Genomic DNA, 26,266 nt, shown 5'->3' with positions numbered 1-26,266 from the left:
CCTGCACAACCTTCACCCTGCACTCATCACGCCCATGCAACTGTACGGCGGCTCGCGGGAGGCCGACGGGGCAGGTGCGTCCCGTCAGCGACTTCCCCAATCCTCACACGATCGGATGAATGTGGGGCGAAGCTGGCGGTCCGGGCGCGAAGGGTCGCTAAATTCACGCCGTTCCATGAGGGCTGCTCCCGGCCCGGAAGGCAGGAGACCGCACAGCTGATGACGGAACGATCCCCACAGCGCATCCCCAACCGACAGCTCGCCGCGCTGATCGCAGAAGCCGGATTCTCCAACGCAGGTCTTGCCCGCCGAGTGGACCAGCTCGGACTCGAGCACGGGCTGGATCTGCGGTACGACAAAACCTCCGTGACCCGCTGGCTGCGCGGCCAGCAGCCCCGCGGCACCACCCCCGCTCTGATCGCCGAGGTGTTCACCCGGCGGCTCGGCCGCCGGCTGTCGGCGCAGGATCTGGGGCTCGACGCCTGTGCGCCCGTATACGCCGGTCTGGAGTTCGCGGCCACGCCCGAGGAGGCCGTGGACATCGTCAGCGGGCTGTGGCGCAAGGACTCCGGCAGCCATGCGGAGCTGCGGAAGATCGCGTTCACCCCGGCCGGGCTTGTCGTGCCGAGCAGGGACTGGCTGATCGGGCGGGCCGACGAGCGGGTCAGCCGGGGAGAGGCCGGGCAGAGCGGGACCAGCCGCGTCCCCGTGCAGGGCCGGGTCGCCGTCCCCCGGCAGCGCTCCACCGACCGGGGGCCCGGCCAGAAGGTCTCCAGCGGCGACATCGCGGCCCTGCGCTCGGTCGGCGAGCTGTTCCGCACCCTCGACCACGCCTACGGCGGCGGGCACGCCCGGCAGGCGCTGGTCCGCTATCTCGAGCACGAGGCCGAGCCGATGCTCCGCGGCACCTATGGGGAGGTCACCGGGCGGCGGCTGTTCGCCGCGGCCGCCGATCTGACCCGGCTGGCCGGCTGGACGTCGTACGACATCGCTGCCCACGGCCTCGCCCAGCGCTACTTCGTCCAGGCGTTACGGCTCTCCCAGGCCGCCGGAGACCGCGCGTACGGCTCCTATGTGCTGGTGACCATGAGCCGCCAGGCGGTCTATCTCGGGCATGGCCGGGAGGCGGTGCAGCTGACGCGCGTCGCCCAGCAGGGCGTGGGCTCGTCGGCGCCGCCTGTGGTGCAGGCGCTGCTGCACGCCGTCGAGGCGCGCGGGCACGGCGTGCTCAGCGACGTGCGGGCGTGCACCGCCGCGCTGGTGCGGGCCGAGCGCGCGCTGGAGGCGGCGCGGCCGGGGGACGATGTGCCGCACTGGGCGCGGTTCTTCGACGAGGCGCAGCTCGCGGACGAGTTCGGGCACTGCCACCGGGATCTGCAGCAGTACAGGTCGGCGGCGCAGCACGCGGAGCGCTCGCTCCAGCTGCGCGCTCCGGCGTTCGCGCGCAGCCGGGTCTTCTGCCGGGTGGTGCTGGCCTCCGCCCGGCTCGGCCTGGGGGAGCTGGACCTGGCGTGCGCGCTGGGGGCGGAGGCGGCGTTGCAGGCGTCGGAGATGCGGTCGGCGCGGGCGACGGAGTACGTACGGGAATTCGAGCGGCGGCTGGAGCCGTACCGGGATGCGGCGGCGGCACGGAACTATCGCGACCGGGTGGCAGCGCTGGGCTGAACCCGGGGCCTCGCCCCGGACCCCAGTCCTCAAACGCCGGACGGGCTGAAGTTCAGCCCGTCCGGGCCCCGGCCAGGCGCCTCGCTCTGGCGGACAGCCTTCAGCTTTGTCCTCAATCGCCGGACGGGCTTGAAGTTCCGCCCCTCCGGCCGGATCTTCAAGCGCGCCCGGGCGAAGATCAAGCCCCTCCGGCGATTGAGGCGCGGGGTCCGGGGCGGAGCCCCGAGAAGGGCGGTTACGCCACCGCCGACAGCGCGGCCGCCTCCTCGTAGCCCTGCTGGACGCCGAAGTCCCGCAGGATCGCGTCCGCCGCCCTGCGGCCCGAGAACAGCGCGCCCTGGACCGTACTCGTATCGCGGTGGTCCCCGCAGACGTACAGCCCGGACAGGAGCCGCACCGGGCGGCGCGGATCGTGTGGCGGGGGCATCGCCGGGACCGCCTCCGGGTCGTGGTGGACCGCGAGCAGCTCCCAGTCGGCGGTGGGCGTGCCGTACAGCGTGGCGAGATGGGCGCGGACGGCCCGGTCCAGCTGCGGCGGGGGAGTCCCGAGCACCGTCGACGAGATCAGCACGCGGTCGGCCGGCGCGCGCGACGGGTCGACCTCGCTCATCACGGCGGTGTGCGAGACGGGCCCACTGCGGTCCCCGTCCAGCACCAGGGCAGGGTCGGCGAGCGGGGCCTCGGGCGCGGTGTGGTGCAGCACCGTGACCGGGTGGAAGGTCGGCACGCGCAGGCCCGGCAGCAGCTCGGCGGCCGCGCGGGCGCCCGTGGCCAGCACCAGGGCACGGCAGCCGAGTTCGCCGTACTCCTCGGTCACGACGCGGTTGATGGAGGCGTCGGTGACACGGATCCCCGTGTGTACGGTGCCGGGCGGCAGGGCGGCTGCCAGCTGCCGGGGCAGAGCCGCCGCGCCCCCTTCCGGTACGCACAACCGGCCGCGTGCGAAGCCGCGCAGGGCGAGATCGGCGCACCGGCTCGAGGTGGTCAGCGCCGGGTCGCAGAGCAGTGCGGACAGCAGCGGGCGCAGGAAGCCGTGGAGCGTACGGACCGGCACGCCGCGGGCGCAGAGCGAGCCCGCCGTGGGCCGCTCGGGGCGGGCCAGCAGGCGCTCCACCGGGGTGGCCGCGAGACGGGCGAGGGACGCGCCGAGCCGGGCCTGGTCGAGCGGCCTGGGGGCGCTTGCGAGGGCGCGTGCGACCGTGAATGCTCCCCCTACGCCCCGGAGGGCGTGTGGGGACCCCCATCGTGCGCCCCCTGGGTCACCGGACCGCCTGACCACCTCTCCGGTCCGCTGGAGCCGCCCCCCGCTGTGCACGAGCACACCGGGCGAGAAGGGCCGCAGGACGACATCCGCGAGCCCCTTTGTGCGGCGCAGTTCGGGATACGAGGTGTTGAGCAACTGGCCGATGCGGTCGAGCCGGAAACCGTCGATCTCCTCCGTGGCCATCCGGCCGCCCACCTCAGGGGCGGCCTCCAGAACACTGACCTTGATGCCTGCGCTGATGAGTTGATGAGCCGCCGAGAGACCGGCGATCCCGGCCCCGACGATGACGACGTCCGCATGATGAGCGGTGCTGCTGAGCACGTGCCCCTCCCCGAGGTCGGCGCGGCTGGTGGGAGCCTCATGCCCCCAACAGGCCCCCGGAATGCCCGAGTCGGACAGAGAGTAGGCAGCGGTGGCCGAACCGCGAGTCGCGCATGCGGCGGAGCACCGGGGCGCGGGGGCGCACACGTCTTTTCCGGGGCGCTGCCCCAGACCCCGCAGCTCTTTTCCGGGGCGCTGCCCCAGACCCCGCAGCTCTCTTCCCGCGGGCCGCGCCCCTGACCCGGCGGGCCGGGCGCCGGGCTACCGCAGGGCCGCGCGGATCGCCTCGTCGATGCCCGGGAACGCGAAGGAGAAGTCCGACTCCAGCAGCCGGTTCGGCAGTACCCGCTGGCTGCTCAGGACGTCCTCGGCCAGCTCGCCGAGGACAGCGCGCAGCACCGGCGCGGGGACCGCGAAGAACGCGGGACGCCGCAGCGCCCGGCCCATCGCCTGGGTGACCTCGCGGTTGGTGACCGGGTGGGGGGCCGTGAGGTTCACCGGACCGGACAGCGACTCCGTGTCCAGGATGTGCCGCAGCGCCGCCACTTCGTCGTGCAGCGAGATGTAGCTCCAGTACTGCCGGCCGTTGCCGAGCTGCCCGCCCACGCCCGCCTTGAAGATCGGGAACATCCGGCCCCACGCCCCGCCCTTGCGCGCCACCACAAGCCCCGTGCGGGCGAAGGCGGTCCGGATGCCCGCCTCCTCGGCCGGGGCCGCCGCCTCCTCCCACTCCACGACCAGTTTTGGCAGAAACCCGTCGCCGGGCGGTGCGCTCTCGTCCACCGCACGGTCCCCGGTGTCGCCGTAGAAGCCGACCGCGCTCCCGCTGATCAGCACCCGGGGCGGTGCATCCAGGGAGGCGACCGCCTCCGCGATCGCGGCCGTGCCCAGCACCCGGCTGTCCCGGATCTCCTTGCGGTACGCGTCGTTCCAGCGGCGCGCGCCGATCCCCGCACCGGCGAGATGCACGACGCCCTCACAGCCGACCAGGCCGCCCACATCGACGTACTGCCGGTGCGGGTCCCACTCCACCTCGTCCCCGGCCCGCGCGGGGCGGCGCACCAGGCGCACCACCTCGTGCCCGTCCGAGCGCAACGAGCGCACAAGTGCCGTACCGATGAGTCCGGTGGAGCCGGTGACCGCGATCCGCATGGGCACATCCTGCCCCCGTACGGCCGCATGGCACAGTGACCTCATGTCCGAGTCGCACATACGCCCCGCACTGCGTACCGACGAGGCAGTCCTCGGTGAGCTCGACCGGGACACCTGGTCGCCGGTGCACGCGGTGCAGCCGAGGCCGAAGCCGCCGTACGACAGTTTCTTCGACTCGAACCACCGGCCCGAGGACTTCCTCGTCGCCGAGGACGCCGACGGCACGGTCATCGGCTACATCCGGCTGATCGCGCCCACCCCGCTCGCATGCAACCAGCATGTGCGGCAGATCCAGGGTCTCGCCGTGGCCGACCGGGCGCGCGGGCGGGGGATCGGGCGGGCGCTGCTGCGAGCCGCGTTCGCCGAGGCGCGGCGGCAGGGTGCGGTGCGGATGACGCTGCGGGTGCTCGGCAACAACAAACCGGCCCGTGCGCTGTACGAGTCGGAGGGCTTCGCGGTCGAGGGCGTGCTGCCGGGGGAGTTCTACCTGGACGGGCAGTACGTCGACGACGTGATGATGGGCCGCAGCCTCACCGTGTGAGCAACGTCGTGACGAACGTCGTGACCAACGGCTTTGAACCGGGCGGGAGTTCTCACTGGTTCCCGAAGCGCTCCCAGAGCCGGGGGAAACGTTGCGCCAGCGCCTCGTCGTCGTCGAAGTCGAACGGCGTCCCGGCCGGCTCGGCCGTCTGTGGCGGGATCCCGAGATCCGGCGCGACGACCCCGGTGAGCTGCTCGTACGCCTCGTCCGCCGAGTACCCCAGCTCCTCGCCGTCCCCGTCGATGTCCTCGTCGAACTCATCGAGCAGCTCGGCCAGCGCGTCCGGGGCGTGCAGCGCGCCCTCGAAGATCTCCCGGCCCTGCCCGATCAGCCAGCAGCGGAAGTAGTCGAAGGCGTCGTCGCTCGCGCCGCCGAGCAGCACGGCGGCCGCGCCCCACAGATCCCAGGTGTACGCGCGGTTGTAGCGGGCCTCGAAGTGCCGCGCGAAGTCCAGCACGGAGTCGGGGTCGAGCTGCAGCAGCCGCTCGACCAGCAGTTCGGCATGGTCCTCGGGGTCGCCCTCGGCGGCCTCGCGGGTGCTGTCGATGATCTCCCAGAACTCCGTCTCGTCCATCACGGGACAAGCATCGTGGTTGGCGGGGGGCGGCGCACGCGGAGCCACCGAAATGCTGACTCTTTCGAATGGCGGACAGGAGATGTCGGGTATCCGTGCGACCGTCGGCGTATGACGACGGACACACCGACGGACACACCACTGACAGGGAAAGTCGCACTGGTCGCGGGCGCCACCCGGGGCGCGGGGCGCGCCATCGCCGTACAGCTGGGCGCGGCCGGAGCGACGGTGTATGTGACGGGACGCACCACTCGCGAGCACGTCAGCGAGGTCGGCCGGGCGACAGAGACCATCGAAGAGACGGCGGAGCTGGTCACGGCGGCGGGCGGCGAAGGCATCGCCGTACCGGCGGACCATCTGGAGCCCGAGCAGGTACGGGCGGTCGTCGAGGGGATCGACCGCGACCACGGCCGGCTCGACATCCTGGTCAACGACATCTGGGGCGGCAACCACCTGCTCGACTTCGACACGAGGATGTGGGATGTCGAGCTGAGCCGCGGGCTGCGGATGATCGAGCTCGGCGTCAAGAGCCACATCATCACCAGCAGCATCGCGCTGCCCCTGCTCGTACGGCGGCCAGGCGGCCTGGTCGTCGAGGTCACCGACGGCACGGCCGAGACCAACAAGGGCTTCCGCGAGAACTTCTACTACGACCTCGCCAAGAACGGCCCGATCCGGATGGCCTTCATCCTGGGCGAGGAGCTGAAGAGCGTCGGCGGCGCGGCGGTGTCCGTCACCCCGGGCTTTCTGCGCTCCGAGGAGATGCTCGACATCTTCGGCGTCACCGAGGAGACCTGGCGCGAGGCGATCGACAAGCAGGCGCACTGGGCGCTGTCCGAGTCGCCGGTCTATCTCGGCCGGGGGGTCGCGGCGCTCGCCGCGGACCCGGAGCGGGCCCGCTGGAACGGGCAGTCGCTCTCCAGCGGGCAGCTGGCGAAGGTGTACGGAGTCACGGACGCGGACGGCAGCAGGCCGGACGTCTGGACGTACATCGCGGAGGAGGCGGCGGGCGCGGACCCGTCCAAGGACGACTACCGGTAGCGATTACTGGTAGGGACTACCGGTGGGGCCGCGTCCGGCGCGGTAGGGCTGTTACTGGTACAGCCGCGCCGTCCGGTCCGCGGCCTCGGCGAAACGGGCGCGCAGATCCGGCGGCGCAAGCAGCTCCACATGGGGACCCAGGCCGAAGAGCTGACCGAACGCGACCTTGTGGGATTCGACGGGCAGGGTGAGCGTCACCCGGCCCTGCCCGTCCGGGGGTTCGGCCGCCGCCAGCGCTTCGTGGGCCGCCGCCCGGTCCGTGACGTACGGCAGCCGGCGCGCGCCCTCCTCGGTGACCCGGACCACCACTTCGGCGCGGAGTATGGAGCGCGCGAACTGGGCCGCGCGCTCCTCCCAGAAGCCGGGCAGGTCGAACTCCTCGTCCCGTATGAAGAGTTCCCCGTCCGCGTCCACCGCCGTGAACCGGTCGATCCGGTACACCCGGAAGGCCGCATCCGCGCGGGCGCACAAGTACCAGACACCCGCCTTCAGTACGAGTCCGTACGGCTCCAACTCCCGCTCGACCTCGGCGTCCTGGCGCCGGTAGCGGGCCCTGACACGGCGGTCGTCCCACACCGCCTCCGCGACGGCCGGGAGCAGCTCGGGCGTCCCCGGCTCCTGGTACCAGCCGGGGGCGTCGAGATGGAAGCGCTGGGCCGCGCTGTGCGAGGCGTCCCTGAGCGAGGGCAGCAGCGCCGCGGACACCTTCAGGCGTGCCGCGGACGCCGCGTCCTCGAGGCCCATCTCCCGCAGCGCGCCCGGGAGCCCGGACAGGAAGAGGGCCTCGGCCTCACTGCGCCCGAGCCCGGTCAGCCGGGTCCGGTAGCCGCCGACGAGCCGGTAGCCGCCGGCCCGCCCCCGGTCGGCGTAGACCGGGACGCCCGCCTCGGACAGCGCGAAGGCGTCCCGGGTTATGGTCCGCTCCGACACGTCGAGCTCACGTGCCAGCTCGGCCCCGGTCATGGAGGGCCTTGCCTGGAGGAGCAGCACCATCTTGATCAGCCGGGCAGCACGCATGCCTCCATCATTGCGCAGCTCAGGCGAGCGGCTCCTGGAGTTCGGTCACCCACTTCTCCTTGTCCGGCGGGCACTCGAGGTAGATCTCCCGGGCGTAGCCCGCCGAGCTGTGGCCGCCCGCGTCGATCCACTGAGCCAGGTTCTGGGCCGTGGGCACGATCGCGTCCATCGGCCCGCGGTGCACGATCGTCGCCGCCCGCTCGACGGCCGGCAGATCGGCGATCTCGAAGTCCGGGCCGGGCTCCTGGCCGGCGGCGACCGTGCACCCCGCGTGCACCAGGATCGCGCCGTCGCCCTCCGGTGCGTCCTCGTAGTACGCGATACCGGGTCCCGTCGGGGTCACCCCGGCCGCCTTCAGCCGCCGGAACAGCTCGTCGTACAGCGGGCTGATGACCGGGCCGATGTGCTCGGGCGCGTAACTGGCGGCCACGGCGGTCAGTTCGGCGACCCGTACCGCCGGTGTGCTCTTGATCATGACGTCCTGGGTGGGCATATGACCCTCGCTCTCGATCGACCGGAGCCTCGCCTCGACCTGCGACAGCCTGGCGGCCGCCGCGGCCATCGACTCTTCCAGTTCCGCCTCCGCAGCTTGAGCATCCCGCGCAGCTCCTCCGTACTCACCCGCTCCTCGAGGATCTCCTGGACCTGCTGGAGCGTGAAGCCGAGATCCTTGAGGGCGACGACACGGTTGAGCTGGGCGAGCTGGGCCGCGGTGTAGTAGCGGTACCCGCTGCAGGGATCGGTGTGGGCGGGACGCAGCAGCCCGATCGCGTCGTCGTGACGCAGCATGCGGGCCGACACACGGCCGTGCCTGGCGAAGTCTCCGATGGTGAACATGACGTCTCCCAGTGCACGGCTTCACACGGTGTCAGGGTCAAGCATCGCCGATGGGCGATGACGAAACCCCCGGCGGCCGTCGGGCCACCGGGGGTTACTCAGGCCCTCTACAGGGCCGGGGGTTACTCAGGCCCCTCTACAGGCCGTAGCGCTCGCGCGCCTCCTTCACGGCCGAGGCCGGGACCTCGCCGCGCCGGGCCAGCTGGGCCAGCGCCGCGACCGTGATCGACTGAGCGTCGACGCCGAAGTGGCGACGGGCCGCCTCACGCGTGTCGGAGAGACCGAAGCCGTCCGTGCCGAGCGAGGAGTAGTCCTGCTCGACCCACTGGCTGATCTGGTCCGGGACCTGGCGCATCCAGTCGGACACCGCCAGGACCGGGCCAGGCGCGCCTTCCAGCGCCTGGGTGACGTACGGCGTGCGCTGCTCTCCGCGGAGCAGAGCCTCGTCGGCCTCCAGTGCGTCGCGGCGCAGCTCGCTCCAGGACGTCGCGGACCAGACGTCGGCCGCAACTCCCCAGTCCGCGCTGAGCAGTTCCTGCGCCTCAAGGGCCCAGTGGATCGCCGTGCCGGAGGCGAGGAGCTGGAGCCGCGGCGCGTCCGCGGAGGCGGCCACGCCCTCCTTGAAGCGGTACAGGCCGCGCACGATGCCTTCCTCGACGCCCTCCGGCATCGCGGGCTGCGGCTTGGGCTCGTTGTAGACCGTCAGGTAGTAGAAGACGTTCTCGCTGTCTTCGGGGGCCTGGCCGTACATCCGGCGCAGACCGTCCTTGACGATGACGGCGATCTCGTATGCGAAGGCCGGGTCGTAGTTGAGCGACGCCGGGTTCGTGGACGCGATCAGGTGCGAGTGGCCGTCCGCGTGCTGCAGGCCCTCGCCCGTCAGCGTCGTACGGCCGGCCGTCGCGCCGACGATGAAGCCCTTGCCGAGCTGGTCGGCCAGCTGCCACATCTGGTCGGCCGTGCGCTGCCAGCCGAACATCGAGTAGAAGATGTAGAACGGGATCATCGGCTCGCCGTGCGTCGCGTACGACGTCGACGCGGCGATGAAGTCCGCCATGGCCCCGGCCTCGGTGATCCCCTCGTTGAGGATCTGGCCGTCCTTGGCCTCCTTGTAGTACATCAACTGGTCGCGGTCGACCGGCTCGTACGTCTGGCCCAGCGGGGAGTAGATGCCGGCCGACGGGAAGAGCGACTCCATGCCGAACGTGCGGGCCTCGTCCGGGACGATCGGGACCCAGCGTCTGCCGGTCTCCTTGTCCCGCATCAGGTCCTTCACCAGGCGTACGAAGGCCATGGTGGTGGCCATCTCCTGCTTGCCGGAGCCCTTTTCGAGTGCCTTGAAGCCGCGCGCGTCCGGCTCGGGCAGCGCCACCGCGTGCACCCGGCGGGCCGGGGCGGGGCCGCCGAGGGCGGCGCGGCGCTCGTTGAGGTAGCGGACCTCGGGGGAGTCGGCGCCGGGGTGGCCGTAGGGCACCAGGCCATCCGCGAAGGCGCTGTCGGCGATCGGGAGTCCGAGCAGGTCGCGCATGCTCTTGAACTCGTCGATCGTCAGCTTCTTCATCTGGTGGTTGGCGTTCTTCGACTCGAAGCCCTTGCCGAGGGTGTAGCCCTTCACCGTCTGCGCGAGGATCACGGTCGGCGCGCCCTTGTGCTCGACGGCCGCCCTGTACGCGGCGTACACCTTGCGGGCCTCGTGGCCGCCGCGGGAGGTGAAGAAGCACTCGGCGATCTTCGCGTCGCTGATCAGCTTCGACAGCTCGACGAGCGCGGGTTCGGCGCCGAAGAAGTGCTCGCGGATGTACGCGACGTCGCGGGTCGCGTACGTCTGGAACTGCGCGTCCGGCACCTCGCGCAGACGGCGGACGAGCGCGCCGGTGACGTCCAGCTGGAACAGCTCGTCCCAGGCGGAGCCCCAGAGCGACTTGACGACATTCCAGCCGGCGCCGCGGAACTGGGCCTCCAGCTCCTGCACGATCTTGAAGTTGGCGCGGACCGGGCCGTCGAGGCGCTGCAGATTGCAGTTGATGACGAAGGTCAGGTTGTCGAGCCGCTCACGGGCCGCGAGGGCGAGCGCGGCGGTCGACTCGGGCTCGTCCATCTCGCCGTCGCCGAGGAAGGCCCAGACGTGCGAGTTCGCGGTGTCTTTGATGCCTCGGTTGTGCAGATAGCGGTTGAAGCGCGCCTGATAGATCGCGGAGAGCGGGCCGAGGCCCATGGAGACGGTGGGGAACTCCCACAGCCAGGGCAGGCGCCGCGGGTGCGGGTAGGACGGGAGACCGTTGCCGCCGGCCTCCTGCCGGAAGTTGTCGAGGTGCGCCTCGGTGAGGCGGCCGTCGAGGAAGGCGCGGGCGTATATGCCGGGGGACGCGTGGCCCTGGATGTAGAGCTGGTCGCCGCTGCCGTCGCCCTCCTTGCCGCGGAAGAAGTGGTTGAAGCCGGTCTCGTAGAGCCAGGCGGCGGAGGCGAAGGTGGCGATATGGCCGCCGACGCCGAAGCGGGAGCCGCGGGTGACCATCGCGGCCGCGTTCCAGCGGTTCCACGCGGTGATGCGGGCTTCCATCGCCTCGTCGCCGTCGAAAACGGGCTCGGCGGCGGTGGGGATGGTGTTGACGTAGTCCGTCTCCAGCAGCCGGGGCACGGGGACCCCGGCGGTCTCGGCGTGCTGGAGGGTGCGGCGCATCAGGTACGCGGCGCGGTGCGGGCCGGCGTGCCGGGTGACGGCGTCGAGGGACGCCGCCCACTCGGCGGTTTCCTCGGCGTCGCGGTCCGGGAGCTGGTCGAGCTCGCTCGGAAGCTTGCCTACGGGGTCGGTCATGATCGCCGCCTTCCGGACAGGAGGGGGGTGGAGAAAGGGGGCCTTGTCTGGCAGGACAGGGCGAGGGGTTGGTGAACCCCAGGTCGACTGTAAGTCTCTGATCGATGATCGATCAAAGCCTGGGGGAAAATTGGCATGCGGTGCCGCGAAATGGGGCACTCGGTGCCGCGGAAATTGGGTGTATTTCGGGCGCGGCGGTGCGCCGGTCACCTGGGGCTGCCCGGTGACCCGGTGTGTCCGTCCTCAATCGCCGGACAGGCTCCAAACGCGCCCGGCGTCTCGGGCCGCCAACCAAGCCCGTCCAGCGACGGAACCGGTCTCAAGCCCGTCCGGCGTTTGAGGGCGGAACCGGTGACCGGGGTTTCGGGGCGCCAATCCCAGCCCGTCCGGCGTTTGAGGACGGACCGGGTGGCCGGCGTTTCGGGGGGCGAATCAAGCCCGTCCGGCGTTTGAGGACGGAACCGGTGACCGGCGGCTCGGGGCGCCAATCCCAGCCCGTCCGGCGTTTGAGGACGGAACCGGTGACCGGCGGCTCGGGGCGCCAATTCCAGGCCGTACGACCGCGTCCGCCGCGTCCGCCGCGTCACGCCCGCGGCGCGCAGCCCAACACATGCGCCTTCACCAGCGCCCCGATCTCCGGATCGCTCCGGCGAAACGCCTCGACCAGTTCCTCGTGCTCCTCCGCGTACGACTTCTGCACCGTCCCCAGCCACCGGATCGACAGCGCCGTGAACACCTCGATCCCCAGCCCCTCCCACGTGTGCAGCAGCACGCCGTTCCCCGCCGCCCGCACCAGCTCCCGGTGGAATCCGACCGTGTGCCGCACCTGCGCGGCCGAGTCGCCCGCCCTGTCCGCCGCGTACAGCGCCGCCACATGCGGCTCCAGCGCGGAGCAGTCCTCCGCCAGCCGCCCGGCCGCCAGCTCGGCCGCGATCTGCTCGAGGCCGGCCCGCACGGGGTAGCTCTCCTCCAGGTCGGCGGCCGTGAGATTCCGTACGCGTACACCCTTGTTGGGCGCCGACTCGATCAGCCGCAGACTCTCCAACTCCCGCAGCGCCTCGCGCACCGGCGTCTGGGACACCTGTAGCTCCGTCGCGATCCGCCGCTCGACGATCCGCTCGCCGGGCTTCCAGCGGCCGCTGACGATCCCCTCCACGATGTGCTCGCGGATCTGTTCGCGCAGCGAGTGGATGACGGGCGGGGTCATGAGGGCTCCTGGGGAGGGCATCGCGGACCCTGTCATTATTGCCGCCGCTCGTCGGCGGCGAGATCGCGCAGTAGCTCCACGCACTGATCGACCCAGTCCTGCACACCGAGATCCTGGAAGATCCACATCGCCAGGTGGCACTGGTCACGGCCTTCGGTGAACCGGCCCTGGAAGCCGTAGGTCCGCGCGATGCCGTACAAAGCCTGGGCCTGCGCCATCCGGTCGTCCGTGGAGCGGGCCAGTTCAAGGGCCCGGTTGTAGCAGCCGAGGGCCGGCTCGTATCTGCGCTGCCCGCGGTGCGCATGGCCGATGCACGTGAGGGCGTACGCCTGCGCGCTGACGTTCCCGATCGCCGCGGCCAGCGTCACGGCCTCGTCGAAGTAGGCAAGGCCGTCCTCGTCCCGGAACTCGTAGCGATGCGTGTCGCCGATGCCGGTCAGCGCGTATACCTGAGCCACCAAGTCGCCGGTGGCGCGGGCGAGTTCGAGCGCCTGCTCGTAGTGGGTACGGGCATCCGCGTACCGCTGCTCGACGCTGTAGGTGAGCGCGATGCCGTTCAGTGACTCCGAGGTGGCCGTGAGGTCGCCGTCGGCGAGTTCGAGGGCCCGCCGGTAGTGGGCGCGGGCGTCCCCGAAGCGGAACTGCAGCCGGTGGGTCTCTGCGATGCCGTTCAACGCGTAGACCTGCGAGGCCCGGTCCCGCGCCGCGCGGGCCAGTTCGAGCGCACGCTCGTAGTGGGAGCGGGCGCTGCCGTACCGCTCGTTGAGGTAGAGCCAGTAGCCCGTGCCGCTCTCCAGCTGGGTCGCGCGCTCCCAGCCGTCCCTGGATGCCGCGTCCGCCGCCAGCTCCAGCTCCGAGGAGTGCGACTTCAGCCAGGCGCGCGCCTCGTCGGCCGAGGCGAAAGCCGTGCCGTCGGCGGTGGGCGCGCTATGGGCCGGAGCACCGGTGAGCACGGACAGCGCGTGTGCCAGCGAGGCGAGCAGATGTCCGTACAGACTGCGGCGTACGGCCGTCCCATGCAGCGCGGGATCGTTCTCGGCCACCACCTGCGCGTAGTGCCGGAACAGTCCGTGGAAACCGAAACGCCCCCGCGTGGCCAGCAGGACGTGACGCTGCTGAAGCCGCCCGAGCCGCAGCGCGGCCGTCGCCGCGGGGATCGACATCATCGCCGCCACCGCATCCCCGGCGAAGTCGGGCCCTGGGTGCAGCGCGCAGTGCCGCAGGGTGAGTTGAAGCTCGTGCGGCAGCCGGTGGTACGACGCCAGGAACGCGGCCCTGACCGGGCCGTCCGCCTCGGGGAAGTCCCGTAGCGGATCGGGGGCTTCCATCGCGGCCAGCAGATCCGCCACCGCGGTGTGCCGCAGCGCCCAGCCCATCGGGCGCAGGGCCACCGGCAGCCTGCCGCAACGGTCCGCCAGCCGCGCCAAATCGCCCTGAGGCAGGGTGCTTTCGTCCGTGTCACCGGCGATGTGCCGCAGCAGGGCGACCGCGTCCCGCTCCGGCAGCAGCTCGGCGCCGAGCGAACGGCCGGCCGGGATGTGCTGATTGCGGCTGGAGACCAGGGTGAGACAGGCGGCGTGCGGGCCGGGCAGCAGCGGGCGGATCTGCTCGGCGCCGTAGGCGTTGTCCAGCAGCAGGAGCACGCGTCGCGTGGACAGCCAGGCGCGCCACGCCTCCTCGCGAGCATCCCGGTCGGCCTGGATGTCCGTACGCCCGACCTGCCGCAGCAGGCTTTCCAGCACCTCGTCGGGGTCCCGGGCCTCCGGTGCCTGACGACCGTCGTCCGGCTCCGAACCCGGCGCGAAGCCACGCAGATTGATCTCGAACCGGCCGTCCTCGAACTGCTCGGCCCACGGCGAAGCCGCCGCCCTGCGCAGGATCTCCGTCTTCCCCACACCGCCCATGCCGTGCACCAGACAGACCATGGAGCGACCGTCCGAGATGACCGTTCCGGCGAGGTCCGCGAGTTCGGCCAGCTCGCGCCGGCGTCCGACGAAGGTGCCGTCCGGCGCGGCGAGCGTGTTGGGACGGATCGGCCCGGGCGCGGAGCCCCTGACAACAGGGGCAGGACCGGTGTACGCGGCGTTCCTGGCCAGGACAATGTCGCTGCCCGCGTTCCGGGTGCCCAGCTGGGGGAGCGGGCGGCCCTTGCCGGACAGCCGCGCGTGCAGATGCCGGTAGAGCGTGCTCACATCCAGCAGCTCACGGTGCTCCTCCGGGACCCCGTCGGCCAGCAGGCCGACGAGTTCGCCGGTGAAGGCGCTGTACGTTTCGCCCGGCGGACACAGCGCCGTCGAGGTGCCGGAAGCGGCGGTCAGTACGCAGGTGTTGTCCTCGATCTCGACCTGCTCCGCCACCGACTTCAGGGCCTGGGCGCCGGTCACGGCCATGCCGCCCGTGATGGCGCGTCCACTGAAGCAGCAGTCGAGGACGACCACCTTGCGCCGGGCGGGCGAGCGGGTGACCGCCCGCCGGAAGTCCTCGTAGCGCAGGCTCAGATACCACTGGTCGTCCGCGCAGGTCTGCGGCGTCGCCAGATAGAGCCTGCGGTCGTCGTCAGGGTCGATGAGGCCGTGCCCGGCGTAGTACACCAGCAGCGTGTCCGTGGCTTCGCGGGCCGCCCGGTTCAGAGCGGCGAGGACCTCCACCGGATCCTCGGGGTCCAGATACGCGGTGCAGTGCGCGTCCGGAAGCCCCCAGGTCGCGTCGGCCGTCAGCAGTCGCCGCAGCTCTTTCACGTTGTTCGCGACGCCCGGGAGCGCCTCGAGGGAGGCGTCCGCGAACTGGTGCGCCCCGATCAGGACAGCGCGTGACGCGCCCGTGTCGGGCAGGGTCACGACGGCTCTCCGCCGTCGCTTCCCTCCTCGTCGCCGGCCGACGGCAGCGAGCGCAGGATCTGCTCGATCTGCTCCGCCGAGGCGTTGGGGATCGTCATGGTGGTGCCGCCGCTCGTGACCCGCACCTCCGTCCCGGACAGTGTGGAGCGGCGCGCGGTCCGCCAGTTGGCAAGGGTCACGGCGAGAGAAGTGAACGCGATGCTGTTGCTGAGGATCACGTTCACCACGTCGAGCGTGCCCATGGCCCCGCCCGGGGTGTCGGCCCCCGAGGCGAGCCGGGGGGTTAGCCGCCGCGTGCGGTCGTCGCGGCGCAGCCAGTCGTGGAGATGGAGCAGGGCGACGCCGTCGCCCGGAACGCTGAGCTGGATCTCCATACGAATGGCTCTCCCCCTGTGCGCTGACCCTGGTCAACCAGCATGCCCGGCACGGGCGTTGGGCCGCCACTGAAAGCGCGGAAGAGGGCGCGGACGAGGCGTGGAAGCGGGTGCGGATGAGGGGCGGATGAGGCGGCGCGCACATGAGTGTGCCCCCGTCCGGCGGACCGGACGGGGGCACACCCACAGGGCTGGAGCCTTACAGGCCGAGCTCGACCTCGAACTCGCCGGCCTCCAGGATCGCCTTGACCGTCGTCAGGTAGCGGGCGGCGTCGGCGCCGTCCACCAGACGGTGGTCGTAGGAGAGCGCGACGTACGTCATGTCGCGGATGGCGATGGTCTCGCCCAGATCCGGGTGGTTGATGACCACCGGGCGCTTGACGGTGGCGCCGATGCCCAGGATGGCGGCCTGGTTCGGCGGCACGATGATCGTGTCGAACAGCGCACCACGCGAACCGGTGTTGCTGATGGTGAAGGTCGCGCCGGCCAGGTCGTCCGGGGTGATCTTGCTGGCGCGCACGGCGCCCGCGAGCTCCGCGGTCCTCTTGGCGATGCCGGCGAGGTTCAGATCGCCCGCGCTCTTGATGACCGGCGTCATCAGACCCTTCTCGGAGTCCACGGCGATGCCGATGTTCTCCGAGTCGAAGTACGTGATGGTGCCCTCGTCCTCGTTGATCCGGGCGTTGATGACCGGGTGGGCCTTCAGCGCCTGGGCCGCGGCCTTGACGAAGAACGGCATCGGGGACAGCTTGACGCCCTCACGGGCGGCGAAGGCGTCCTTGGCCTTGGCGCGCAGCTTCATCAGCTTGGTGATGTCGACCTCGACGACCGAGGTCAGCTGCGCCTGGCTGTGCAGGGCCTTCATCATGTTGTCGCCGATGACCTTGCGCATCCGGGTCATCTTGACGGTCTGACCGCGCAGCGGGGACACCTCGAGGCCCGGGGCCTTCGAAGCGGCGGCCGGGGCGGCGGCCGGGGCGGCGGCCGGTGCCGGAGCGGCGGCGGCAGCCTTGGCGGCCTCCGCGGCGGCGATGACGTCCTGCTTGCGGATACGGCCACCGACGCCGGTGCCCTTGACCGCGGACAGGTCCACGCCGTTCTCGACGGCGAGCTTACGGACCAGGGGGGTCACGTAGGCGTCACTGGCGTCACCTGCGGCGGGGGCGGCCGGAGCAGCCGGGGCCGGGGTGACGGGCGCCGGAGCGGCCGGAGCCGGAGCGGGAGCCGCGACCGGAGCAGGAGCCGGAGCGGGGGCGGCCGGAGCAGCAGGTGCGGCCGGGGCCGCGGGAGCCGCGGGGGCAGCCGGAGCCGGAGCAGCGGCTGCGGGGGCCGGAGCCGGGGCGGCAGGCGCGGGGGCGGCAGCCGGAGCGGCACCCGGGGCGCCGATCACGGCCAGCTTGGCGCCGACCTCGGCGGTCTCGTCCTCGCCGACCACGATCTCCAGCAGCACACCGGAAGCCGGGGCCGGGATCTCGGTGTCGACCTTGTCCGTGGAGACCTCGAGCAGCGGCTCGTCGGCCTCGACGGTCTCGCCGACCTGCTTGAGCCAGCGGGTGACGGTGCCCTCCGTGACGCTCTCGCCGAGCGCGGGGAGGACGACGTCCGTGCCGGTGGCGCCACCTGCCGGAGCGGCAGCGGGAGCCGGGGCGGCCGGAGCCGCGGGGGCCTCGGCGACCGGAGCCGGGGCGGCAGGCGCGGCCGGGGCCTCGGCCGGGGCGGCGGGGGCCTCGGCCGGGGCGGCGGGGGCCTCGGCCGGGGCGGCGGGGGCCTCGGCAGCTGCCGGAGCCGGGGCGGCGGCGGGCGCACCGCTGCCGTCGTCGATGATCGCCAGCTCGGCGCCGACCTCGACGGTCTCGTCCTCGGCGACCTTGATGGACGCGAGGATGCCCGCGGCCGGGGCCGGGATCTCGGTGTCGACCTTGTCGGTCGACACCTCGAGCAGCGGCTCGTCGGCCTCGACTCGCTCGCCTTCGGCCTTCAGCCAGCGCGTGACAGTGCCCTCGGTGACGCTCTCGCCGAGCGCCGGAAGGGTTACGGAAACCGGCATGGTTTCAGTTGCTCCTAACGGATGGGGTCTCCCCAGCTCGCGCGGAGCGCCGAGCGAGGGGACGTGCGGAAGTGTCGTCGCGCCCGAGGGGCTCAGTCGTGGGAGTGCAGGGGCTTGCCCGCGAGTGCCAGGTGGGCCTCGCCGAGCGCCTCGCTCTGCGTCGGGTGCGCGTGGATGAGCTGCGCGACCTCGGCCGGCAGAGCCTCCCAGTTGTAGATCAGCTGAGCTTCGCCGACCTGCTCGCCCATACGGTCACCGACCATGTGTACGCCGACCACGGCACCGTCCTTGACCTGGACGAGCTTGATCTCGCCCGCGGTCTTCAGGATCTTGCTCTTGCCATTGCCCGCGAGGTTGTACTTCAGGGCGACGACCTTGTCCGCGCCGTAGATCTCCTTGGCCTTGGCCTCGGTGATGCCCACGGAGGCGACCTCGGGGTGGCAGTAGGTCACCCGCGGCACGCCGTCGTAGTCGATCGGAACAGTCTTCAGACCGGCCAGCCGCTCTGCCACCAGGATGCCCTCGGCGAAGCCGACGTGCGCGAGCTGGAGCGTGGGGACGAGGTCGCCGACCGCCGAGATGGTGGGCACGTTCGTCCGCATGTACTCGTCGACCAGGACATAGCCGCGGTCCATCGCGACGCCCTGCTCGTCGTAGCCGAGACCGGCGGAGACGGGGCCGCGGCCGACGGCGACCAGCAGCACCTCGGCCTCGAAGGCCTTGCCGTCCGCGAGGGTGACCCGCACACCCTCGGCGGTGTACTCGGCCTTCTCGAAGAAGGTGCCCAGGTTGAACTTGATGCCGCGCTTGCGGAACGCGCGCTCAAGAAGCTTCGAGCTGCTCTCGTCCTCGACCGGGACCAGGTGCTTCAGGCCCTCGATGACGGTGACGTCGGAGCCGAAGGACTTCCACGCCGAGGCGAACTCGACGCCGATGACGCCGCCGCCCAGCACGATCGCGGACTGCGGGACGCGGTCCAGCTTCAGGGCGTGGTCCGAGGAGATGATGCGGTTTCCGTCGATCTCCAGGCCCGGCAGCGACTTCGGTACGGAGCCGGTGGCGAGAAGGACATGGCGGCCCTGAACGCGCTGGCCGTTGACGTCGACAGAGGTGGGGGAGGACAGCCGGCCCTCACCCTCGATGTAGGTGACCTTGCGGGAGGCGATCAGACCCTGGAGACCCTTGTACAGGCCCGAGATCACCTCGTCCTTGTACTTGTGTACGGCCTCGATGTCGATGCCCTCGAAGGTGGCCTTGACACCGAACTGGTCGGCCTCACGAGCCTGGTCGGCGATCTCGCCGACGTGCAGCAGAGCCTTCGTGGGGATGCATCCGTTGTGCAGGCAGGTGCCGCCGACCTTGCCCTTCTCGATCAGGGCGACGTCCAGGCCCAGCTGAGCTCCACGCAGCGCCGCAGCGTAACCGCCGCTACCACCGCCGAGGATCACTAGGTCGAAAACGGTGCTGGCGTCGTTCGCCACGTCACGTCCTCCATGCATGTGCGCCGGTCGCCGGTCCTCGACCGGGCGGCGGCTGGTGTTCGGCCGCTGTTTCTTCGGCCCTGTGGTGGGGGCCCTGTCCTGCCGAGAACCCATCTTCGCACTTGTTGACGGGAGGCGGGACGCGGGGCCGGGGTCTGGGACGGCTGATCGACCGTCCCGCGGGGTTACTGGCCCGTACGAACGTACGGATTCCGTTGAAGGCGAACCTAACAACACGGACGGCCCCGGACGTATGCCCGGGGCCGTACGGAGAGAAAAGCCTCAGTCCTCAGACTCGGTCCTCAGACTCGGACTCAGCCCTCAGTCTCAGCCCTCAGTCTCAGCCGAGGTCGCCGGCGGCGGTGCGCTCGGCGAGCTTGACCAGGGTGCGGACCGCGGAGCCGGTGCCGCCCTTGGGGGTGTAGCCGAACGGCGCACCCTCGTGGAAGGCCGGGCCCGCGATGTCCAGGTGCGCCCAGGTGATGCCCTCGCCCACGAACTCCTGCAGGAACAGACCGGCCACCAGGCCGCCGCCCATCCGCTCACCCATGTTGGCGATGTCGGCGGTCGGGGAGTCCATGCCCTTGCGCAGCTCGGCGGGGAGCGGCATCGGCCAGGACTGCTCGCCGACCTCCTCGGCGATCTCGTGGATGGAGGTACGGAATGCGTCGTCGTTGGACATGATGCCGAAGGTGCGGTTGCCGAGAGCCAGCACCATCGCGCCGGTCAGCGTCGCGACGTCCACGATGGCGTCCGGCTTCTCCTCGGAGGCCTTCCACAGCGCGTCGGCCAGCACCAGACGGCCCTCGGCGTCGGTGTTGAGCACCTCGACCGTCTTGCCGCTGTACATGCGCAGGACGTCGCCGGGGCGGGTGGCGGTGCCGGACGGCATGTTCTCGGCGAGCGCCAGCCAGCCGGTGACGTTCACCCGGAGGCCGAGGCGGGCCGCGGTGACGACGGCGGCGAACACCGCGGCGGCGCCGCTCATGTCGCACTTCATCGTCTCGTTGTGACCGGCCGGCTTGAGCGAGATGCCGCCCGAGTCGTAGGTGATGCCCTTGCCGACCAGGGCCAGCGTCTTCTCCGCCTTGGGGTGCGTGTAGACGAGCTTCACCAGACGCGGGCCGTGGGCCGAGCCCTGGCCGACGCCGAGGATTCCGCCGAAGCCGCCCTTGCCGAGGGCCTTCTCGTCGAGCACCTGCACCTTGATGCCGTGCTCCTTGCCGACGGCGGTGGCGACGGCTGCGAAAGACTCGGGGAAGAGGTCGTTCGGCGGGGTGTTGATCAGGTCGCGGGCGCGGTTGATCTCCTCGGTCAGCGCGATCGCGCGCTCGGCCGCGGCCTTGTGCGCCTTGTCGCGCGGCTTGGCGCCGAGCAGGGCGACCTCGCCGAGCGGCTGCTTCGCCCCGCTGCCTCCGGCCTGGGAGGCACCGCTCTTGGGGTCCTGCGCGTCCTTGCCGCTGCCCTGGTAGGCGGTGAAGGAGTACGCACCGAGGAGCGCGCCCTCGGCGATCGCCTCCGCGTCCTCTGCCGCCTCGACCGGCAGAGCGAACGCGGCCTTCTTCGAGCCGTTCAGCGCACGGGCCGCGGCGCCCGCGGCGCGCCGCAGCGACTCGGCGTCGTACGCCTCGTCCTTCTCCGGCACCGCGCCGAGGCCGACCGCGAGGACGACCGGGGCCTTGAGCCCGGAGGGGGCGGGGAGCTTGGTCACCTCGCCCTCGGCACCGGTGGCGCCGAGGGTGTCGAGAACGGAGGCGAGCTTTCCGTCGAACGCCTTGTCCACAGCCTCGGCGCCGGGCGCGACGACCGGGCCCTTGGCGCCCTTCGCGACGCCGACCACGAGGGCGTCGGCGCGCAGCGTCGCCGCGCCGGCAGTGCTGAGAGTGAGAGCAGTCACGGTGGTGAAATCTCGCTTCCGTTGAGTTCCGGGGCCGTAGAGGGGGTGGATCGACACCCCACACCGGACAAGAGCCTACGCGCGGTCACATGTATCGCTCACGGCGGCGGCGGTTCACTCGTCCGTGGCGCAGCCCCGCGGCTCGCCGGGCTCGTCTGTGCTCTGCTGTGCCGTGCGACCGCACACCGCACACGCACACCGCCCTCCCGCACGCACTGGAGCCCGCCCTGTGAGACGCGTACCACTGCCGCTCGTGCTCCTCCTCCTCGTACTGGCGGGCTGCACCTCCCCGCCGGACGGCAAACCGCCCGCCGAGCGCTGGCGGCCGGAGCCCGGCCCGGCCTGGCAGTGGCAGCTCAGCGGCAAGCTCGATCCGACCGTGGACGTGCCGGTGTACGACATCGACGGCTTCGACCACCCGAGGTCCGCGGTCGCCGATCTGCACCGCCGCGGCCGTAAAGTCATCTGCTATCTCTCCACCGGCGCGTGGGAGGAGTTCCGCCCGGACGCCGCGAAGTTCCCGAAGTCCGTCCTCGGCCGCGGCAACGGCTGGGACGGCGAACGCTGGCTCGACATCCGGCGTACGGACATCCTCGAACCCCTGATGGCCGAGCGCATCGAGATGTGCCGGGCCAAGGGTTTCGACGCGGTCGAGCCCGACAACATGGATGCGTACGCCAACCCCACCGGCTTACCCATCTCCGCGGCCGATCAGCTCCGCTACAACCGCCTGATCGCCCGCCTCGCCCACGACCGCGGGCTGGCCGTGGGCCTGAAGAACGACCTCGACCAGATCCCGCAGCTGGTCGGGGACTTCGACTTCGCGGTCAATGAACAGTGCGCGGAGCACGACGAGTGCGAGCGGCTGACGCCGTTCATCAGCGCGGGCAAGGCGGTCTTCCACGTCGAGTACGAGCTGACGACGGATGAGTTCTGTCCCGAGGCGCGGCGGCTGAAGCTCAGCTCGATGCTGAAGAAGTACGAGCTGGGGGTCTGGCGCAGTCCCTGCTAGCCGCCGAGCACCAGCGCGACGAGGCAGACCGTCGCCGCGGTCTCCGCCAGCGCGCCGAACACGTCGCCCGTCACCCCGCCGAAGCGGCGTACGCAGTGGCGCAGCAGCAGTTGGGCCGCGCCGAGGCCTGCCAGGACCGCCAGGGCGTGGTGGACCGCGCCGTACCCGCCGAACAGCGCGCCCGCCGCCGCGCAGGCCGCGGTGATCAGGGCGGCGACGGCGAGTCCGGTGCGTACGGGAACGACCTGTGCCACCGCCGCGCCGAGGCCTTCGGCGCGGGCCGCCGGGATGCCCGTGCGTGAGGCGAGGGTGAGGGCCAGGCGCGCGGTCACGCCCGAGACCGCGGCGCCCACCGCGCCGTACGTCCAGCCCTCGCCGTACAGCTCGGCCACCGCCGCCACCTGGGCGAGGAGCACGAACAGCAGCGTGATGACCCCGAACGGCCCGATGTCCGACTGCTTCATGATGCGCAGCGCGTCCTCGGCGGGCTTTCCGCTGCCCAGGCCGTCGGCCGTGTCGGCGAGGCCGTCCAGATGGAGGCCGCGGGTGAGCGCGGCCGGGACGGCGGCCGTGGCCGTCGCGGCGATCAGCGGGCCGGAGCCCAGGAGCATCAGCAGCCCGCCGGCGCCCGCGGCGAGCAGGCCCACGACCAGCCCGGCCAGTGGCGCGCACAGCATTCCGGCGCGCGCCGTGTCACGGTCCCAGCGCGTGACGCGGACCGGGAGCGCGGTCAGGGTGCCGAAAGCGAAACGTATGCCGTGGCGTATGCCGTGACGTGTGCCGTCCAGAGGAATCATCGCGCGAAGGGTAGCCCGGCCGGACTGACGGTAAATTGCGCATATCGCGCAAATCGGGAGCGGGTGGCATGGGATGGGTCACTGGTTTTACCGCAACATCGTCGAGCCGGGGAAGCTCCCGATGCTGCTCGCGCTGGCCTCCTTCATCATCACCTTCCTGGCGACCCGTACGATCACCCGGCTGATCAGGGCGGGCAGAGGGCCGTTCAAGAACGTCACGCCCGGCGGCATGCACATCCACCACGTGGTCCCCGGCGTCATCCTGACCGTGGTCGGTGGCTTCGGGGCGGTCGGCAGCGCCCGGCACGGCCCCTCCGCGGCGGCCTGCGCGATCATCTTCGGGATCGGCGCGGGCCTCGTACTCGACGAGTTCGCGCTCATCCTCCATCTCGACGACGTCTACTGGACCGAGCAGGGCCGTCAGAGCGTGGAGGTCGTGGTCCTCGCCGCGGCCCTGGCGCTGCTGGTCCTCAGCGGCTTCGCACCGCTCGGCGTCAATCAGATGACCCCCGACGAACGCCAGGACCGCGCCACGCTGATCGCGACACTGGTGATCAACTTCTTCCTTGTGCTCGTCGTGCTCTTCAAGGGCAAGCCACGGATGGCGCTCATCAGCGTTCTGGTGCCGTTCGTGGCGCTCTTCGGGGCGGTACGGCTGGCCCGGCCCGGCTCTCCCTGGGCCCGCCGCTTCTACCGCAAGCGGCCCAAGGCCCGCGCCAGGGCCCGGCTGCGCTCCTTCCGCCACGACCGCCGCTGGGACCGGCCACGGCGCAGGTTTCAGGACCTGATCGGCGGCGCCCCCGACCGGCTGCCGGCGCGCAAACGCTGACGCCTGAGCCGGCGCTGCCACAGCGCCGAGAGCGCGCACACCACGAGCACCGCCGCGATCGCCGCCAGATGCTCCTTGCCCGCGAGGTTGTCCTTGACCAGCACCTCGACGACCATCGACACGATCACCAGCGCCGCCGTGAGCCAGGCCCTGAAGCGCCAGCAGACGAAGAGCGCGAGGCCGACGACCGCCGCCGACGGGCCGGTGTCGACGACCTGCGCGTCGGAGGCGGGCAGCCCGAAGAAGCCGTCGGGGCCGAGCGCGATGCCGATCCGTGCGTACGTCGTCCCGGCCAGCGTCGACACGTACGCGATCACCAGTGTCCGCCACCGGCCCAGAGCGATCTCAGCGATCCCGAACACCAGCAGCACTTGCGCCAGCGCACCCCACACCGGCAGATCCAGCGCCGGTACGAACAGCGACAGCGGGGTGCGCAGCAGGGCCACCCAGAGCGGGTCCTCGGCCTTGACGAAGCCGATGTCGTGGACCGGGCGGAAGCCCCAGGACTGGTTCTGCACCAGCTGGAAGAGCGCCGTGAGGCAGACCGCCCCGAGCGTCATCGGAACGGCCCGCCACTTCTTGGTGACGAGCGCCTTCCGCAGGGTCGCGTACAGCGGCCCCCACTCGCGGCGCGCGAAGGCGCGCACCGTGTTCAACGCGTGGTCTCCAGATGTCTGCGGTGCATCCACTTGGGCAGCCCGGGCGCCTCCAGGAAGCCCTCGGCGCGGCCCGCCGCGAGGCCGATGCGCAGCAGGTCGGCGCTCTTCTCGAAGAGCATGAAGCGTGGCTCCCAGATGGGTCGGTACTTGGCGTTGGCGCGGTAGAGGGACTCGATCTGCCACCAGCGGGAGAAGAAGCTGAGGAGCGAGCGCCACAGCCTCAGCACCGGTCCCGCGCCGAGCTTCGAGCCGCGTTCGAAGACCGACCTGAACATCGCGAAGTTCAACGACACCTGGGTGATCCCGATCTCCTCGGCGCGCTGCAGGAGTTCGATGACCATGAACTCCATCAGGCCGTTCTCGGAGCCCCGGTCGCGCCGCATCAGATCGAGCGAGAGCCCCTCGGGCCCCCACGGCACAAAGCTCAGCACCGCCCGCAACTCGCCCTCGCCGTCCGTGCATTCGAGCATCACGCAGCGGCCGTCCGCGGGATCGCCGAGCCGCCCCAGCGCCATCGAGAAGCCGCGCTCGGTGGCTCCGTCGCGCCAGTCGTCTGCGCGTCCCAGCAGTGCGTCCATCTCCGCGGGCAGAATCTCCTCGTGGCGGCGGATCCGCACCTCGTACCCGGCGCGCTTGACCCGGTTGTAGGCCTGGCGCACGGTCCGCATCGCGCGCCCGTCCAGGGTGAACTCGTCGGTCTCGACGATCGCCTCGTCGCCCAGCTCCAGCGCGTCCAGGCCGTGCCGCGCATAGATGGTGCCCGCCTCCTCGCTCGCCCCCATCACGGCCGGGATCCAGCCGTGTTCACGCGCCTCGGCCAGCCAGGGGTCGATCGCGCCGGGCCAGGCCTCCGGGTCGCCGATCGGGTCGCCGGACGCGAGCGAGACCCCGCCCACCACGCGGTAGGCGACGGCGGCCTTCCCGGTCGGGGACCAGACGACGCTCTTCTCGCGGCGCAGCGCGAAGTAGCCGAGCGAGTCCCGGTCGCCGTGGCGTGCGAGCAGCGCGTGCAGCCTCTCCTCGTCGCCTTCGGTGAGCGGGTCGACGGCCCGGCGGGAGCGGAACGCCGCGTAGAGCACGGCGAGCAGCAGCAGGGTGGAGAGGACGTTGATGGTGACGTTGACCCAGCCGGGTGTGCTGATGCCGGCGAAGGGGGAGTCGTCGGCGGCCAGCGACACCAGCCGCATCACGCCGTAGCGCCAGCGCTCCAGGAAGGTGGAGTGGCCGGCCGAGGTGTTGGTGACGGTGACGAGTATCGCGGCGAGCAGCGAGGTGACGAGCAGCCCGCCGACCGCGACGGCGGCGGCCAGCTTGGGGTTGGTGCGGTCGCCCTTCGCGTAGAACTCCCGCCGCCCGAGCACCAGGGCCAGCACGAAGGCGGACGTCAGGACGAGCGAGATCCAGTTCTGCGCGTGCTCACGGACGTCCGGGTCGACGGCGATCGCGAGGACGAAGAGCAGCAGAAAGAGCCCGGCCAGTACGGAGTTGAGGATCCAGGCGGCCCGCTTGCGGCGGCGCATGGTGATTGCCAGGAAGAGGGTGAAGGCACCGGATGCGAAGCCCGCCGTGAGCAGATACGGAGTGAAGTAGTCATCGATGTTGTGCCGCCGGAGATCCTGGCCGAGGGAGACCCAGACGGCGCTCAGGAGGTTGACGAACGTCACGGCGCGCAGATACCAGACGGCGAATGCCGCGCTGCGCCGTGAGCGGACGGTGCTTCCGCCCGTGCTCCGGCTCGTACCCGTACCCGTCGTACCTGGACTCGTACCAGTACCAGTACCAGTACTCGGACTCGTACTTGTACTCGGGCTCGCCTCTTCGGTGGACAAACGGACCTCTCCCATGAAACGCGATGATATGGGGCATCGCGCGTCATAGTGGGCGAGTGTGCGGCCGCCC

The 26,266-nt window shown here is 71.4% G+C and carries 19 protein-coding genes and 1 pseudogene; 5 read left to right on the top strand and 15 right to left on the bottom strand.

Annotated features, from left to right (window positions below):
• The first annotated feature begins 219 nt into the window (after positions 1 to 219).
• Positions 220 to 1,665 carry a regulator gene (locus tag ACZ3H8_RS13015; RefSeq protein WP_467400877.1) on the top strand — a complete coding sequence of 482 codons (1,446 nt, stop codon included), beginning with the start codon at positions 220 to 222 and terminating at the stop codon, positions 1,663 to 1,665.
• Between the two features lie 235 nt (positions 1,666 to 1,900).
• On the opposite strand, the gene ACZ3H8_RS13010 is transcribed toward ACZ3H8_RS13015, so the two are convergent.
• Entirely contained in the window at positions 1,901 to 3,250 is a 1,350-nt protein-coding gene (locus ACZ3H8_RS13010) for an NAD(P)/FAD-dependent oxidoreductase (RefSeq protein ID WP_467400875.1), read from the bottom strand.
• A gap of 261 nt (positions 3,251 to 3,511) precedes the next feature.
• Positions 3,512 to 4,402 (bottom strand): TIGR01777 family oxidoreductase, encoded by an 891-nt coding sequence (locus ACZ3H8_RS13005; protein ID WP_467400872.1) that lies wholly within the window; start codon positions 4,400 to 4,402, stop codon positions 3,512 to 3,514.
• Between the two features lie 43 nt (positions 4,403 to 4,445).
• Here ACZ3H8_RS13005 and ACZ3H8_RS13000 point away from each other — a divergent pair, with 43 nt between their 5' ends.
• Complete coding sequence (locus ACZ3H8_RS13000; RefSeq protein WP_467400871.1) at positions 4,446 to 4,943, top strand: GNAT family N-acetyltransferase; 498 nt, start codon at positions 4,446 to 4,448, stop codon at positions 4,941 to 4,943.
• Positions 4,944 to 4,995: 52 nt separating this feature from the next.
• On the opposite strand, the gene ACZ3H8_RS12995 is transcribed toward ACZ3H8_RS13000, so the two are convergent.
• A complete protein-coding gene (locus ACZ3H8_RS12995) occupies positions 4,996 to 5,517 on the bottom strand; it encodes a DUF4240 domain-containing protein (RefSeq protein WP_467401296.1) in 522 nt (173 codons plus the stop codon).
• A gap of 111 nt (positions 5,518 to 5,628) precedes the next feature.
• Here ACZ3H8_RS12995 and ACZ3H8_RS12990 point away from each other — a divergent pair, with 111 nt between their 5' ends.
• The gene (locus tag ACZ3H8_RS12990) at positions 5,629 to 6,558 is read left to right on the top strand and encodes an SDR family oxidoreductase (RefSeq protein ID WP_467400868.1); all 930 of its coding nucleotides are present in this window, start codon (positions 5,629 to 5,631) and stop codon (positions 6,556 to 6,558) included.
• Positions 6,559 to 6,609: 51 nt separating this feature from the next.
• On the opposite strand, the gene ACZ3H8_RS12985 is transcribed toward ACZ3H8_RS12990, so the two are convergent.
• The 9 genes and pseudogenes from ACZ3H8_RS12985 to ACZ3H8_RS12945 all read right to left on the bottom strand — a co-directional run bounded on the left by ACZ3H8_RS12985 (position 6,610) and on the right by ACZ3H8_RS12945 (position 21,070).
• A complete protein-coding gene (locus ACZ3H8_RS12985; RefSeq protein ID WP_467400867.1) occupies positions 6,610 to 7,575 on the bottom strand; it encodes a helix-turn-helix transcriptional regulator in 966 nt (321 codons plus the stop codon).
• 19 nt (positions 7,576 to 7,594) lie between these two features.
• Positions 7,595 to 8,412 (bottom strand): annotated as a pseudogene (locus tag ACZ3H8_RS12980) (MerR family transcriptional regulator).
• A gap of 136 nt (positions 8,413 to 8,548) precedes the next feature.
• Entirely contained in the window at positions 8,549 to 11,227 is a 2,679-nt protein-coding gene (aceE, locus tag ACZ3H8_RS12975; protein ID WP_467400866.1) for a pyruvate dehydrogenase (acetyl-transferring), homodimeric type, read from the bottom strand.
• Positions 11,228 to 11,810: 583 nt separating this feature from the next.
• Complete coding sequence (locus ACZ3H8_RS12970) at positions 11,811 to 12,434, bottom strand: GntR family transcriptional regulator (protein ID WP_467400864.1); 624 nt, start codon at positions 12,432 to 12,434, stop codon at positions 11,811 to 11,813.
• Positions 12,435 to 12,469: 35 nt separating this feature from the next.
• The gene (locus ACZ3H8_RS12965) at positions 12,470 to 15,271 is read right to left on the bottom strand and encodes a caspase, EACC1-associated type (protein WP_467400863.1); all 2,802 of its coding nucleotides are present in this window, start codon (positions 15,269 to 15,271) and stop codon (positions 12,470 to 12,472) included.
• Positions 15,268 to 15,645, bottom strand: coding sequence for an effector-associated constant component EACC1 (locus ACZ3H8_RS12960; protein ID WP_467400861.1), 378 nt, complete (start codon positions 15,643 to 15,645; stop codon positions 15,268 to 15,270). The genes ACZ3H8_RS12965 and ACZ3H8_RS12960 overlap by 4 nt, the downstream gene beginning before the upstream one ends.
• Positions 15,646 to 15,844: 199 nt before the next feature.
• Complete coding sequence (gene sucB, locus ACZ3H8_RS12955; protein WP_467400859.1) at positions 15,845 to 17,692, bottom strand: 2-oxoglutarate dehydrogenase, E2 component, dihydrolipoamide succinyltransferase; 1,848 nt, start codon at positions 17,690 to 17,692, stop codon at positions 15,845 to 15,847.
• A gap of 92 nt (positions 17,693 to 17,784) precedes the next feature.
• A complete protein-coding gene (gene lpdA / locus ACZ3H8_RS12950; RefSeq protein WP_467400857.1) occupies positions 17,785 to 19,173 on the bottom strand; it encodes a dihydrolipoyl dehydrogenase in 1,389 nt (462 codons plus the stop codon).
• Positions 19,174 to 19,513: 340 nt separating this feature from the next.
• Entirely contained in the window at positions 19,514 to 21,070 is a 1,557-nt protein-coding gene (locus ACZ3H8_RS12945) for a leucyl aminopeptidase (RefSeq protein WP_467400854.1), read from the bottom strand.
• Positions 21,071 to 21,299: 229 nt separating this feature from the next.
• Between ACZ3H8_RS12945 and ACZ3H8_RS12940 the strand changes: the two genes are divergently transcribed.
• Positions 21,300 to 22,082: an endo alpha-1,4 polygalactosaminidase gene (locus ACZ3H8_RS12940; protein ID WP_467400853.1), complete on the top strand. Its 783-nt coding sequence runs from the start codon at positions 21,300 to 21,302 to the stop codon at positions 22,080 to 22,082.
• On the opposite strand, the gene ACZ3H8_RS12935 is transcribed toward ACZ3H8_RS12940, so the two are convergent.
• On the bottom strand, positions 22,079 to 22,879 hold the full coding sequence (locus ACZ3H8_RS12935; protein ID WP_467400851.1) for an adenosylcobinamide-GDP ribazoletransferase: 801 nt from the start codon (positions 22,877 to 22,879) through the stop codon (positions 22,079 to 22,081). The genes ACZ3H8_RS12940 and ACZ3H8_RS12935 overlap by 4 nt on opposite strands.
• 73 nt (positions 22,880 to 22,952) lie before the next feature.
• Here ACZ3H8_RS12935 and ACZ3H8_RS12930 point away from each other — a divergent pair, with 73 nt between their 5' ends.
• Positions 22,953 to 23,708 carry a hypothetical protein gene (locus tag ACZ3H8_RS12930; protein WP_467400848.1) on the top strand — a complete coding sequence of 252 codons (756 nt, stop codon included), beginning with the start codon at positions 22,953 to 22,955 and terminating at the stop codon, positions 23,706 to 23,708.
• On the opposite strand, the gene ACZ3H8_RS12925 is transcribed toward ACZ3H8_RS12930, so the two are convergent.
• Together ACZ3H8_RS12925 and ACZ3H8_RS12920 are read right to left on the bottom strand one after the other, a co-directional pair.
• Positions 23,657 to 24,364: a hypothetical protein gene (locus ACZ3H8_RS12925; RefSeq protein WP_467400846.1), complete on the bottom strand. Its 708-nt coding sequence runs from the start codon at positions 24,362 to 24,364 to the stop codon at positions 23,657 to 23,659. The two genes, ACZ3H8_RS12930 and ACZ3H8_RS12925, sit on opposite strands and share 52 nt — an antisense overlap.
• On the bottom strand, positions 24,361 to 26,211 hold the full coding sequence (locus ACZ3H8_RS12920; RefSeq protein ID WP_467400844.1) for a phosphatidylglycerol lysyltransferase domain-containing protein: 1,851 nt from the start codon (positions 26,209 to 26,211) through the stop codon (positions 24,361 to 24,363). The genes ACZ3H8_RS12925 and ACZ3H8_RS12920 overlap by 4 nt, the downstream gene beginning before the upstream one ends.
• Positions 26,212 to 26,266 lie beyond the last annotated feature (55 nt).

The organism is Streptomyces sp. NPDC002868 (assembly GCF_055563295.1).
The sequence above is the reverse complement of the archived record's forward strand: the minus strand, read 5'-3'. Positions and strand labels throughout refer to the sequence as shown.